Raw genomic sequence first — 12526 nt, 5'->3', positions numbered from 1 at the left:
CGCTCGTTTGCGCAGCTCAGGGGGATAGGAGGAGGGGCGTGCCATGACTCAATCCTTTCACGGAATCGAGTCTCTACCGAACCCGGAACGGTTCACTCGAACGGGATCTCGCCGCTGTCACCGCCGGCCTGACTGCGATCTCTCGGTTTGGTGTCGGTGGTTGTGAGAGTCGGTGCTGATCGTTCTGAACGGGGTTGTTGGGGCTGGTCAGTGGTCGTGTGTGGGCGAGGGTGTCGCTGTCACGAGGCGAGAGGCTGACGGGTGGGATCGCTGTCGTGAGGCTTTATCTCATGGCGGGTGATGCTGTCTCAGGTTCGAGAGTTCTTATCCGCTGAGGTGGGCTCGGACGTTGTGATCGTGGGGTGGATCAAAACGTAGGAGCCGGCCGTGGGGCAGGGCTCCCCAGGGGGTTGGTGGTACGCCGGCTGCTGGAGAAGCAGCAAGCGGGAGAGCTCTCCACCCGGCATGTGCGGGCGGTCGCTGACATGACCGGTGTCTCGGAACGTACGGTGTGGCGCTGGCTGGAGCAAGCCAAGACGACCGGCCAGACGGAACCCGGTGTCCGGCAGGGATACGCGGTGTCGGACGAGGTGTGGTCGCTGCTGGGTGAGGTGGGCGGGAATGTTGCCGAGCTGAGGCGCCGGCTGGCCGCCACCGGCGGAGGGGCCGGGGTGCCGTCGGCGTCGACGTTGCACCGGGTGATCCGTAGGGACCGCCGGGCGGGGCGGACATTGCTGACCGGGCGGGACCCTGAGGTGGCCGGTCCGCGCAGGCCGGATCCGCTCAGCGAACTGGGCCTGAACGTCGTGGCCGATAAAGGCACCGACGGTCAGGTGTTCTTACGGGAGCAGAAGCACCTGGCACAGGTCCCGGTCCTGGTACCGGGCGCCCAGGTAGTCCATACGCCTGCTGTGCGGTTGGTGCTGCGGACGGTCGCGCACGCGGCCGCGGTGGGGGCGGTCGTGTGCTTGTACGGCGACGCCGGCCAGGGCAAGACCGTTGCGTTGCAGTACGCCCTGTCCCAGCTACCGCACCCTGCCAGGGTCCGCCGGGTCCACGTCGGTGTGCACCCGACGATTCCCGAACTGCGCCGGGTACTCGCGGACGCTCTTGAGCTGGGTCGGCGTCTGCCGCGCGGGGCGGGGGAGGCCGACCTTGCGCTGGTGAACGCGCTACGACAGCCACGCGTCCTGGTGCTGGACGAGGCACAGCGCCTTCCGGGGCCGGCGCTGGAGTTTCTGCGCGGACTGTGGGACCACCCGGACACGGACACGGCATTCGTGTTCGCGGGGGCAGGCAGCGAACGGGCGCTGCGCCGTGTGCCCGCACTGGCGTCCCGGGTGCTGACCTGGGAGTTGGTGCCGCGCCTTCGCCCGGGCGAGGTGGCAGCGGCAATGGCGGCCTTCCACCCGCTGTGGGAGGACGTGAGCGAAGACGATGTTGCGTGGGTGGACGAGCACGTGGGCCACGGCAACTTCCGGACCTGGGCGAAGCTCACCTCGCATCTGACCGCCGAGACCTACGGCCGAAGTTCTGTGGAGGTGAACCGCAGGATGCTGGAGCGGTCCTGTGCACGCCTCATGGGTCCGCTGTGACCGGCGCCGCCGGGACGGGAGAGGACGGTGCCCGCTCCGGTGAGTACGAGAATGGGCCGGACGTGCGTGGGGGCTTGCCCTCTTCCTCCCTGGCTGCGCTGCGTGGCCCTGCCGTGCGCCGACTGCTCGCCCTGCGACAGGAAGAAAAACTGACGACCCGGCACGTGCGGCTGATCGCGCAGTCCCTGGAGGTGACCGAGCGCACGGTGTGGCGGTGGCTGGCCGCGGCCGAGCACGACGCTACCGCGGCCGCCGCTCCAGGTTCCCGGGCCCAGAGCAGAGACCGCTTCACCGTCACCCCGGAAGTGCGCCGCCTGCTGGCCTTGTGGAAGGGCAACGTTGCGGCGGTCCATCGTGAGCTGACCGCCCGCGCTGCCCGGCAGAGCCCGCCCGCCGCGCCGCCGCCGTCTTTGCCCACCTTGCACCGCGCGATTCAGCGTGATCTGACGCCGGGGGAGCGGGCCGGACTTACAGGAGGGGAGCGGGCAGCACGTAGGCACGACGTGTTCCTGGCCCGGCCGCGCGGCTGGCGCAACCACGTATGGGAGACCGACCACATGCAGGCCCCCGTCCTGGTCGATGTCGAGGGCACGGCCCGCAGACCGTGGATCACCTGGTTCACCGACTGCGCCACCAACGCGATCACCGGCGTCGCCGTCACCCCGATACATCCCTCACGGGAATCGGTGCTGGCCGCGCTGCGCTCCGCGGTCCTGCACGAAGCCCCCTACGGCCCCTTCGGCGGCCTGCCCGAGAAAGTACGAGTCGACCGCGGCAAAGACTTCTTATCCCGGACGGTGACCGCCGCATTCGACCTCCTGGACGTCACCGTGGAGGACCTGCCCGCCTACACCCCCCACCTCAAAGGCACCGTCGAGGGCCTCAACCGGTCGGTGGAGAGCATGTTCTTGGCCGCGCTGCCCGGCTACGCCCGCCAGCCGCGCCCCGGCAAACGTCCCTCCGGCCCGAAGGACGAGGTGCTGCTCGGCTTCGAGGACTTCACCGCCCGGCTGCTGGCCTGGACACGGTGGTGGAACACCGAGCACCGCCCCGCACCGCTGCAGGGCAAGACCCCGCTTGAGGCGTGGCAGGACGATCCCACCCCGCTGCGGGACGTATCGGCTACGGAGTTGTGGACGTTCACCCTGGAAGACGCCGGCACCCGCACACTGACCACCCGCGGCATCCGCTTCAAAAGACGCGACTACGTGGGGCCGTGGATGACCGGGCAAGCCGGGATCCAGGTCCGGGTCCGCTTCATGCCCCACCACGACCACCGCATCGAGATCTACCACGCGGCCACCGGCCGATACCTCGGCCCCGCGGACCTGGCCGACCAGGCCACCGAGGAACAGATCAGCGCTGTACGTAGAACGCGGGCCGCCCGTGCCCGACGTCTGAAGAAGGACCTGGAAGCCTCCCAGCGTGAGCGCTACGCCGCCGTCACCCAGGCCGAGGCCCCGCAGCGGCTCGGCGCGCTGACCACCGCGCAGGCCGGGGCCGAACTCGCCCAGGCCGCCGATACCGACCTGTCGCAGCTGTCGCTGCCGGACCTCATCCCACCCGCCGCGCCCCCGGCCGGTTGGCGCACCCCTGCTTCCCTAGCCGCGATGACCACGCCAGGCCAACCCGCCCAGACCCCGCCCGGCCGCGATGGCGCTCCCACCCCGGACGGCACCAACGCACAGGCCGCACCTCCCACCCCCGACGAAGACGGAGACGCCTCGTGAGCGCGGCCACCTACCAGTACGTCGACCTGCCCGACGCCTCCGTGGTCACCACCCGCGCCCTGCTCACCGCCCGGGAGAACATCACCGACACCGTCGCCGCCCGCGCCATGATGTGCATCCACGGCGGCGCCGGCTTCGGCAAGACCCTCGCCGTCAACACCTGCCTGCGCGAACTCGAACCCGCCGAGGACGTCCGCCGAGTCACCTTCCGGGCCCGGCCCACCGCCCGTGCGGTGCGCTACGAACTGTTCACCGCACTCGACCTGGCCGGCGAACCACCGCGCCACCCCAGCGAATTCGACCGCCTGCTGAAAAACAGCTCTGGCCGAACGCCCCCGCACCTTCCTCGTCGACGAAGCCCAGTGGCTCAACGGGGAAGCCTTCGAATACTTCCGCTACCTCTGGGACGAACCCACCACCCAGCTCGCGATCATCTTCGTCGGCGGCGAGGGCTGCCACACCGTGCTGCGCCGCGAACCGATGCTGTCCTCCCGCGTCTTCATCTGGCAGCACTTCACCCGCCTCACCCCCGCCGAGGTCCTCGAGGTGATCCCCCTGTTCCACCCGGTCTGGGCCGACGCCGACCCCGACGACATCGCCTTCGCCGACCAGCATGCCGCGCACGGCAACTTCCGCGCGTGGGCCCAGTTGACCGCCCACACCCGCACCGCCCTGGCACGCACCGGCCGCCCTCGCGTCGACCAGGAACTGCTGCGCTGGGCCTTCAGCCGCCTCGCCTGACACCCCACCGTCCATGTCTCTCGCCCCGCCGCTGCCGCCCGTCACCGTGGTTCTCGACCGCCACGACGACGCGCTGTACACGCATACGGCCCTGGCCGCCCACCACCTAACGTCCGGCCGGATCACCCTGCACCCCGGCCCGGGCACCACCAGCGTGACCGGCCTCGCCCACGACCTTCTCGCCGCCCTGGGTAAACCGCCCCTGCTCCCGGGCCGCTTTCCCGGCGGCCGTCAGCCCGCCTGGGAAGCCGCCACGGCCTGGATGGCCGCCCTGCCCGTGACCCGGCTGACCGTCCTGCGCGCCCACCGCCTCACCGCCCGCCGCGCGATGCGCCTCCTGCAGCTACACGCCCTCACCGGTATCCACCTGACCCTGGTCTGCCACCGTCCACACCTTCCCGCCGCTCTGCACCAGGCCCTGCGGACGGCCGACTACTCCGTCACCACCGACTTCGAGGCAGCCCGCCGCCACTACTACGGCACGCCTATCACCGAACCCCCGCCCGCAGACAAACCCGCCGGGCCGGCAGACCGGTGGCTCACCCTGCCCGCACTGGACCGCCTCGTCTCCTACGACAGCCCCCGCCCCTGCGCCGACCCGTGCACGCCGCCCCCGATCGCCTTCCGGCACCGCCCACCACCTGTGCCTCTCACCGCACACACCGTCCAGCAAGTCGCCCACCGGCTGCACGCGGCAACCGCGCACCCCCGCTTGGCCGCAGCTATCGCCGCCGCACTGTTCACCGGCGCCTCCCTTCAGCAACTCGCCACCGCCCGCCCCCGCGACTACGACGATGCTGCGGCCTCGCTCGCCCTGCACGACCGCACCCGGTACACCGACGGCTGCGCCGCCTACCCCGTACCATCCTGGGCAGGCACCTTCCTACGGGCCGCGGCCTGCTTCACCCGGCTCGCATCCGGCGAAGACCATGAACTGCTCACCGCGCCAGGGGACCGCGGACATCTGCTGCGCGTGGCGGAGACGGCCAGACTGCGCCCACCCCAGCCGCCCGTGGTCCGCCGCAAAGGCCCGGTCAGCTGTGTGGAGTGGGACTGGGGCGAGCGGCAGGAAGCCGAGAGGTACGAAGCCATGCCGACAGGCCACGCCAGGTCCCCACGACGCTGAGCACCCTGACGTTGTTACGCGACGGGCCAGGCTCAGCCGATCGAGAAGTCGGCGAACTCGACGTCGCTGAAAGCGATGTGCAGCCCGTGGGCCCGGCGGCCCCACTCGCGAAAGTAGGAGTGCCCCAACGCGCGGGCGAGTATCACGGTCTGTTGCTGCTCGCCCGCGCCGGCATCCCGAGCGGCGAACAGTTCCCGGGCTACTTCTCCCGGCAGGTCCTGGGTGATCCATCGCACCCGCGGATCGTCCGAGGACCCTGCCGGCGCGGCGAACCCGAATCGCGCCCTGGTGTGGAAGACGAAGCCTTCCGCCTCTGCCTGGGCACGCCGGCGGGCCCGTATTCGGGGCTGCCACCGAGCCAGGACCGCCTTGTCGATCGCTTGGGCATGCTGCGGACCCGGCGGACGACGTGCTCCGGACTTCTTTGTCACCCACCGCTGTACGGTTCGCTGTGAAACGCCCAGAAGACGTGCCACCTTCCTCGTGGAGCCCTTCTCGGATCTCATGAGGAAACGCAATGCCGAGGCGCCTGTAGGTGCCGGGCGCGTCAGCAGTGCTCGTTCGATTCCGTTGCTGATCTTTCCCACGACTCTCCCCGGCGCTTGACCCCTATGGCTATCGGAGCTGCCATCTCTCTCACAGAGGTGGCCACTCGCGACTGAGATCCGCCGTATAGGGCAAACGATCGGCGAACCTGGGCTATAGGCGCAGAACGGGGGACGGAGATGGTGACGGACAGAGGTCAGAGCGCCCCGGTCGGCGGGGCCTGCTCAAGGATTGCACCGCCGAACGTGGTGAGAGTCCGTGTCCCGGCCGGGATTACACGCGAGGTGGTCCGGGCTGGCTGTCTCGCGCGCCGACTCATCCCGCGTCTGCAGGCCGAGAGGACGCTGGCACCGGCCTCGCGAGCGGACCCGCGCCCCTGCTATGGGTGACGGCCCGTCTCCTGCGGCGTCTGGAGGTCGTGCACGAGGGAGCGCAGATTGACGTGAACCAAGGCGCGCGGGGTGTTGAGCCCGCGCGACGCCTGCTGGAGGAAGACGCCGGTCTTCTTCTCCGCGACGACGTGGTCGGCATAGCCTGCGGCGCAGGCAAGGTAGAACAGATCATTTAGGTCGTTGCGTACCCACTTGTCCGATGCGTTGCGCAAGCGGGCCTGGGTGATCTCCAGTACTCCGCCGTCGAAGGGCAAACGAGCAAAGAAGTCGACCACCGTTTCCTCGTTCAGGAGAGCAGAGGCGTTCTCGCTGCTGATACCAGCGATCAGGAGTGCCTGGGCGATGTCTCTCCCCTGATCGCCCAGCATGTGTGCGGCCGTCACCAGACGTATGTCGCGATCTCCTGGATGGCCCCGCATGTACTGGGCGAGCGTGGAGAGGGTAGCGGCCCATCGCTCGATGACCGCATTGCTGGCGGCCAGCTCCTCTGGAGAAAGCGTGTCCCCCAGCAGGGCGCTTGCCCAGGCCACCGGCCAGGACAGGCCGTCCGGGCGATGGGCGGCGGTCGGCGCGGCAACGCTGATCGAGGGCGTGTAGTTGAAGAAGGCGGAGTTCGCGGCGGTGGTGAAGACGTCCGTTGCCGTCAGCTTCGTCCCGCTGAATGCGCCCACCAACTCGTACCGTCGAACGACCAGCGGATTGAGCATGTGCCACCCGCCGTAGCCGTCCAACATGGCTCGTGCGAGCCGACGACGGCTGGACTTCAAGCCGCGGTGAGCGGTCTCTACGAGGTGGGCCATCGACAGCGGCAACCGGACCTGCCCGGTCGCGGCCAACTCCCACAATGCAGTGGCGGCTTCGCGCTCCTCAGCCTTTTGGATCTTCTCGGGCGCAAAGCGTGCCCGCGCCATCGTGATCCAGTGATTTTGATCCAGGTAGACGACCTTGGACACTGCGCCTCACTCTGTGTGCCTGAAATGCCTGTGCCGGGTTGCACAAGACAGACCAGTAGGGCCGCGGTCGGGTTGTACGGTTTCTCCCTCCGCTCTGCATCGTGTCTCCGCCATGCTGACCGCCTACCGTGCAGCACGCGAACACGTCCCCGTCTGCCCGATGGGCACCATCGCATCGCCCTCGCCCCACACCTGGCCCTGACGCGGAGCAAGATGCCCGGTGGACCGCCGGTACGACCGCAGCGCGGCGAGCTTGTTCTCCCAGGCTTCCTCGCCCGGCTCCCAGATTATCCCGGCCTCCGGTGCGTCCAGGAGGACTTGCGCCGGTCCTCCAGCTCGCCGACCCGCAGGGCCTTGCGCTGCTGGTGCAGCCACCGCCCGAGGGGAAAGTCCTTCGTGATGCCGACCTCGACTTCCACGTCGTAGGGCACGGCGTGGACGCCGGTGATCTCGTTCTCCGCCCACCACCGGATGAGGGACTGGTAGCCCTGCAGCCACACCAGGGACTCGGGCCGGTACACCCGCGTCCGCAGGAACGCGGCGATCGTCGCCGCGTCGCGCGGGCTGGAGAAGTGGAGCAGTGCCGCTCGGCGGCGGCCTGAGTGTCGTCGTCCTCCTGGTCCTCGCCGTCGTCCTCGCAGCCGGCCCCGACGATCGGGTCTGCTGCAGCGAACATTGCTGACGTACCGGTGGCGGCGGGCTCGTACAGGATGACGTAGGGCACGGACATGACGAAGGGGCAGCTGACCCCATCAGGGGCGGGGGGTTCCGACCGGCCGGACGACATGGCGGGTGGTGTCGATCAAGGTTCGCAAAACTACGCAGAGAGGAAGTGTGTGGGATGCCACACGCTGATGGCGGCCCCTTCGTTTCGCGGGCTGCTCATTTTCGCGGGTCTCGGATCGATAGACGAATTCTAAAAGCAGCCTTCGAATCAATGTGAGACATTGTCAGACGCTTTTATGTTCGAAGGTGTTTGTGCGTAGTTCCCTGCATATCGAAAAGGTGATGATCAAAGACGGGTTATGGTCTACACGTTGGATGCCTTACCGCCCCGGTCAACTGCCAAGGAATCCGGGGCGGTAAGGCATCGACAGCTCATCTCGATGTCCATGCAAGGAGAGCAGCTTATGGAGCAGTCTACGGCGACGGATTCTGACCTGCGCTGGTGGCGTGGGGCGAAGACCTTGCTCTGGCGAGCAGCCCTGGGTGCGGCATACGCGGCTGGCGCCCTGGCTGCGACCAAGGCCGGGGACTTCTTCGTTGCCCTGTGAGAAGGCTTGGCGCTCTGTCGGCCTGAGCTGACAGAGCGCCAAGGCGCCAAGTCTTCTACCTTCAAGACCAGTTATCTGCTAGGTCCATTCCATTCCATGCCGAGCTTTCGTAGCGCGGCGAGCTGGTCGGCGTCCAGCCGGTCCCTCCTGGATTTCGTGTTCGAAATCCATACGCCCAGCTTGACGATCACCGGCTCCGTCTCGCCGTCGACCTCGATCTCCACGACCGCGCCTCTTGGTACGGGCCGGTCCGCGCCTTCCCGTTCTACCCACTGTGTGAGGGCCGCCAGACCCCGCTGAAACGCTGCCTGCGCCTTGCTCGGCGCCTTCCCCTTCGCCGTACGGGCGGCTGCCGGGGCGGGAGGCGGGGCCTGGGCGGGTTGCACGCCCAGTTGAGACAGCCGTTCCTGTTGCTTGGGGAGAAGCTGCGCCCAGGTGCCCGGATTCTTCTGTCGCTGGAGCCATCGTCCGATGTCGTCGCCGTCGAAGACGACTCCGGGTGCGATGCCGGGCAGGTGGCAGTCGGCGTCGACCAGGTCGGCGAGGACGCGGTAGTGCCGCTGCCAGTCCAGCGGCCACGGGCAGTCCCAGTCCGGGTCGACCGCGGTCAGCTGCTTCGCCCGCTCCTCCGCCCGCTTCGCGTCCTTCCCGAGGCCGCCCTTCCGCCGGAGATTGGCCATGTGCTGCCCGATGGGCACCATCGCTTCGCCCTCGCCCCACACCGCGTCCTGACGGGGTGCGAGGTGCCCGGTGGCCCGCCGGTAGGACCGGAGCGCGGCGAGCTTGTTCTCCCAGGCTTCTTCGCCCGGCTCCCACACCATCCCGGCTTCCGGGGCGTCCAGCAGCGTCTTGCGTCGCTCCTCCAGCTCCCCGGCCCGCAGGGATTTCCGCTGCTGATGGACCCAGCGGCCAAGCGGAAACGACTTCGTGACCCCCACTTCGACCTCGACGTCGTAGGGAACGGCGTGGACGCCGGTGATCTCGTTCTCCGCCCGCCAGCGGATCAGGGCCTGGAGTCCTTCCAGCCACACCAGCGACTCCGGCCGGTAGACCCGGGTGCGCAGGAACGCCGCGATCGTCGCCGCGTCACGGGGGCTGGAGAAGTGGAGGAGAGCGGCTTCGGCGGCGGCCTGGGTGTCGTTGTCCTCCTGGTCCTCGCCGTCACCCGCGTTGCCGGCCCCGACGATCTGCCCGTCCTCGTCGCGCCGGACGTGGACCTTGCGCTTCCCGCTGGTGAGCGCCCGGGAAGCGAGCTGCTCGACGAGTCGTTCGTCATGCGAGCGCAGCCCCTGGAGGACCGCTACAAGAGGGCGGAAGCTGGCGCTGGCGACCATGTCGGTGGGGTCCTCGTTGGGCTCCAGGAACACCGGCACGATGATCCTTGCCACCTTCGTGGACCCGTCGCGGTTGAGCCTCAGCGCGCGGCCGATGTTCTGGACGATCTCGACCTGTGAGCCGCGGGTGTCCGCGAAGCAGATCGAGTCGACTCCCCGCTCGCCGGTGATGTCCACGCCCTCACCGAGAACGCGAACGCTGGCGAGGAAGGCACGGTGCACCCGGCGCCCGGCCGCGTCGATGCCGTTGGCGAACTGGCGCAGCGCCTCGCGCCGCTCGGACACGAGGTGGTCGCCGCACAGCCACGCCGACCACACCCGGTCCGGCGGAACGTGGCGGCCGGCCTCCAGCTCGTAGAACTCCGCGTCGATCGACGACGCGGGGAGCTTGTCGGCAGCGGCCAGATCCGCGTCGGAGGCGTCGTTCAGATACAGCGCGGCAGCCGTCTCGGGCAGCTTGTCAGCGAACGCGCGGGCCTCTTCGATCTTCTGGTGGAACGTCATGACCGTACGGAGGTTGTACGCGGCGGCGTGCTCCAGGAGCGCGGTCTGCAACAGGGCCAGGCGCCGGCCCCGCTGCGCCTCCTCCGACTCCCCGAGAACGGGCGAGGGGTCACGGATCTCCAGGACGTCGATCTCGAATCCGGCAAGGATTTCGCGCTCGATGGCCTCGCTCAGACCGAGCTCCGCGAGCCACGCGCCGTAGGTTCCCTCCGGGTCGTTCGACATGGTCGCGATCTCCGCCTCCTGACCGTCCGCGCCCTTCTGCGGGCGGGCCGCGGCGAGGATGCGCGGGGTGGCGGTGAGGTAGAGCCGGAAGTCCGCCGGGATGCGGGCGTTGTCGTGGATCGCCGCCCACGGCCGCCCAAGATCACCGGCGGTTCCGTGGGCCTCATCGACGATCGCGAGGTCGAACCGGTCCATCTGCTGCCCGTAGAGGCGCTCTCCGCCCGCCAGAGCGGCCTCCAGCGGCCCACGCACCTTCCGCTGGTCCATGGGAGCGCCGATGTCCTCACGGTCCACGAGAGAGGCGTACGTGGCGAACGCGATGACCGGCCCGTGCCCGGCCCACAGGGCGAGCTGGATCGGGTTGGTGGTGGTGCGCACCCCCAGCTCGTTCAGCACCGCGTCGTTCTCCAGCGAGCACACCGCGATCATCGGGGCCCGGTGGCCCACCGCCCGCCACGCCTGGGCGGTCTGCGCGAGCAGGTCCAGGGTCGGCACGGTCACGAGGATCCGGCCGTCCGCGAAGCTCTCCAGAGCGCACGCGGCGGCCGTGATCGTCTTGCCCGAACCGGTCGCTGACACGATCGTGCCCCGGGCACCCTGCGGGGGCACAGATGACCTTGCAGGGAATCCCACCCACTTCCTAAACGCGGAGCGCTGGTCTACCTGGTGTTCCTTGAGCCGAATCGCTGACATTCCGTGCCTCCCCGAGCGGTGAATTCGTGTGGTGTTTCAGATGGCCGCGTGCGGAATGCAGGCCGCGCCCGAGTCGTTCCAGATCGACGCATCCGCCTTGTGCCACCCGCCCGGCTTTCCGTCCTTGAAGGGCGGCTTGTCGTCCGGGTTGTAGTGCCCGGCATCGAGCGTGCAGACGATGACGTCCCCTTCCGCGTTCCGGGTCCGCGCGGTGCACAGACCGCCGGCCTCGCCCAGCGCCTCCAGCACCTGGCGGCGCCTGGTGGTGTGCGGGTGAGTGGCCGGCAGGACGGCTTCCCGGATGTACCGCTCCAGCCGCACCAGGTCGACGCGCTCACGCTGCCTCACGTCCGCGATGTGTACGGCCAGTTCAGCGGCCCCGGCCGCCGCGCCGGGACCACTCCCGGTCAGCGATGCCCACCAGGGCCTCGCTCACGGCCGCCACGCCCTTGTCCCAGCCGTCCTCGAACTCAGGGCCACGAGGGCGCGGCGCCATGCCGTCCAGCTCCACCACCTGGCACTGCGCCCCGGCGACTGCCCCGGCCTCCAGCGCGGCCACCAGGTCGTCCGCCTCGCTCGCGGGCACGCCCTGAGTCTCCAGGAGCGCGAACAGCTTCAACCGGGCGTTCACAGCCGCCGTCTGGTACTGCGTCACCCGGCGCAGAGAATCGCTGCTCAGCGCGAGATCAGGTCCGGTAGATTCGGGGTGACCGGTCATCCGCAGTCGTTCCTCTCGGAATTACAGGAGGGTTTATAGGTAGCTGTTGGGTGTACCGCGTTTTCACCAACACTACATCCTGCATCAATCTGATGCAGGATGTAGACTGAACCCAACACATCCGAGTGGCCCGCCCCGCACCACCTGCGGTCGACCAGAAGGAATGCCCATGGAGCCCGCACCCCAAGAACTCCTGGCCGATCTCTACGGGCACGACCAGGACGCCCACTTCGACACCATGCAGCTCCGGGAAGGCATGGCACACCAAATGCCCCCGGTCCAGCTCGACGAGTTCATCGCCGCCGTCGAAGAGATAGGGGATCCGGCAGTCGACCTCGAAACAGCCACGTCACTCCTCAACAGCATTCGCCAGAGCCCCACCTCAACAGCCAGCCCGGCCCGCGCCAGCGGGCCCTAACGGTTCTGGAGGCGCAGCCGGAAGGACCGTCAGGCGGGGGAGCGCAGCGGATCCGCCGGCCCCCCGATGAAGCGAAGCGAAATCGGGGGGAGAACGAGGCGAACCCCGCAGCTCCAGGAGCGCAGCGGACGGAGCGTCACCCCCGGTGCGCAGCACCGGGGGTGGGTGGGACGCGCAGCGTCCCACCAGCGCACCCGCGGAGCGGGTGCGCAACCACCGCGCGCAGCGCGGTGGTTCGCTTGCACATCGCGCAGCGATGTGGTACCCGCTCCGCGGG

At 68.9% G+C, this 12526-nt stretch carries 11 protein-coding genes and 2 pseudogenes; 6 read left to right on the top strand and 7 right to left on the bottom strand.

Features of this window, described 5'->3' with window-relative positions:
• Nucleotides 1-485 precede the first annotated feature (485 nt).
• Complete coding sequence (locus tag ACIBJG_RS38400) at nt 486-1595, top strand: AAA family ATPase (protein WP_399314931.1); 1110 nt, start codon at nt 486-488, stop codon at nt 1593-1595.
• Nucleotides 1596-1708: 113 nt separating this feature from the next.
• The gene (locus ACIBJG_RS38395) at nt 1709-3325 is read left to right on the top strand and encodes a Mu transposase C-terminal domain-containing protein (RefSeq protein ID WP_399314933.1); all 1617 of its coding nucleotides are present in this window, start codon (nt 1709-1711) and stop codon (nt 3323-3325) included.
• A gap of 10 nt (nt 3326-3335) precedes the next feature.
• Here the strand turns inward: ACIBJG_RS38395 and ACIBJG_RS38390 are convergent, their stop codons facing one another.
• Nucleotides 3336-3467 (bottom strand): hypothetical protein, encoded by a 132-nt coding sequence (locus tag ACIBJG_RS38390; RefSeq protein ID WP_399314929.1) that lies wholly within the window; start codon nt 3465-3467, stop codon nt 3336-3338.
• 179 nt (nt 3468-3646) lie between these two features.
• Here ACIBJG_RS38390 and ACIBJG_RS38385 point away from each other — a divergent pair.
• From ACIBJG_RS38385 to ACIBJG_RS38375, 3 genes and pseudogenes are all read left to right on the top strand, one after another.
• Nucleotides 3647-3733: pseudogene (locus ACIBJG_RS38385) on the top strand (ATP-binding protein); the annotation flags it as partial.
• 54 nt (nt 3734-3787) lie between these two features.
• Nucleotides 3788-4066: a hypothetical protein gene (locus ACIBJG_RS38380; RefSeq protein WP_399314928.1), complete on the top strand. Its 279-nt coding sequence runs from the start codon at nt 3788-3790 to the stop codon at nt 4064-4066.
• A 13-nt stretch (nt 4067-4079) separates the two neighbouring features.
• Nucleotides 4080-5192 carry a hypothetical protein gene (locus ACIBJG_RS38375; RefSeq protein ID WP_399314926.1) on the top strand — a complete coding sequence of 371 codons (1113 nt, stop codon included), beginning with the start codon at nt 4080-4082 and terminating at the stop codon, nt 5190-5192.
• 32 nt (nt 5193-5224) lie between these two features.
• Here ACIBJG_RS38375 and tpg read toward each other — a convergent pair whose 3' ends face one another.
• From tpg to ACIBJG_RS38345, 6 genes and pseudogenes are all read right to left on the bottom strand, one after another.
• The gene (tpg, locus tag ACIBJG_RS38370; RefSeq protein WP_399314924.1) at nt 5225-5779 is read right to left on the bottom strand and encodes a telomere-protecting terminal protein Tpg; all 555 of its coding nucleotides are present in this window, start codon (nt 5777-5779) and stop codon (nt 5225-5227) included.
• A gap of 338 nt (nt 5780-6117) precedes the next feature.
• Entirely contained in the window at nt 6118-7083 is a 966-nt protein-coding gene (locus ACIBJG_RS38365) for a hypothetical protein (RefSeq protein ID WP_399314922.1), read from the bottom strand.
• A 153-nt stretch (nt 7084-7236) separates the two neighbouring features.
• Nucleotides 7237-7738: pseudogene (locus ACIBJG_RS38360) on the bottom strand (helicase associated domain-containing protein); the annotation flags it as partial.
• Nucleotides 7739-8428: 690 nt separating this feature from the next.
• The gene (locus ACIBJG_RS38355) at nt 8429-11113 is read right to left on the bottom strand and encodes a Helicase associated domain protein (RefSeq protein ID WP_399314920.1); all 2685 of its coding nucleotides are present in this window, start codon (nt 11111-11113) and stop codon (nt 8429-8431) included.
• 36 nt (nt 11114-11149) lie between these two features.
• Nucleotides 11150-11461 (bottom strand): hypothetical protein, encoded by a 312-nt coding sequence (locus ACIBJG_RS38350; RefSeq protein ID WP_399314919.1) that lies wholly within the window; start codon nt 11459-11461, stop codon nt 11150-11152.
• Between the two features lie 22 nt (nt 11462-11483).
• A complete protein-coding gene (locus ACIBJG_RS38345; protein ID WP_399314918.1) occupies nt 11484-11831 on the bottom strand; it encodes a hypothetical protein in 348 nt (115 codons plus the stop codon).
• A gap of 169 nt (nt 11832-12000) precedes the next feature.
• On the opposite strand from ACIBJG_RS38345, the gene ACIBJG_RS38340 reads away from it, so the two are divergent.
• Entirely contained in the window at nt 12001-12249 is a 249-nt protein-coding gene (locus ACIBJG_RS38340; RefSeq protein WP_399314916.1) for a hypothetical protein, read from the top strand.
• Nucleotides 12250-12526 lie beyond the last annotated feature (277 nt).

It is taken from the genome of Streptomyces sp. NPDC050422, assembly GCF_044458665.1.
GTDB lineage: Bacteria > Actinomycetota > Actinomycetes > Streptomycetales > Streptomycetaceae > Streptomyces.
The sequence above is the reverse complement of the archived record's forward strand: the minus strand, read 5'-3'. Positions and strand labels throughout refer to the sequence as shown.

What these genes read in the sequence shown, in the direction of transcription:
- ACIBJG_RS38400 (WP_399314931.1), top strand. Translation starts at nt 486, where the DNA reads ATGACCGGTGTCTCGGAACGTACGGTGTGGCGCTGGCTGGAGCAAGCC.
- ACIBJG_RS38375 (WP_399314926.1), top strand. Translation starts at nt 4,080, where the DNA reads ATGTCTCTCGCCCCGCCGCTGCCGCCCGTCACCGTGGTTCTCGACCGC.
- ACIBJG_RS38355 (WP_399314920.1), bottom strand. Translation starts at nt 11,113, where the DNA reads ATGTCAGCGATTCGGCTCAAGGAACACCAGGTAGACCAGCGCTCCGCG.
- ACIBJG_RS38345 (WP_399314918.1), bottom strand. Translation starts at nt 11,831, where the DNA reads ATGACCGGTCACCCCGAATCTACCGGACCTGATCTCGCGCTGAGCAGC.
- ACIBJG_RS38340 (WP_399314916.1), top strand. Translation starts at nt 12,001, where the DNA reads ATGGAGCCCGCACCCCAAGAACTCCTGGCCGATCTCTACGGGCACGAC.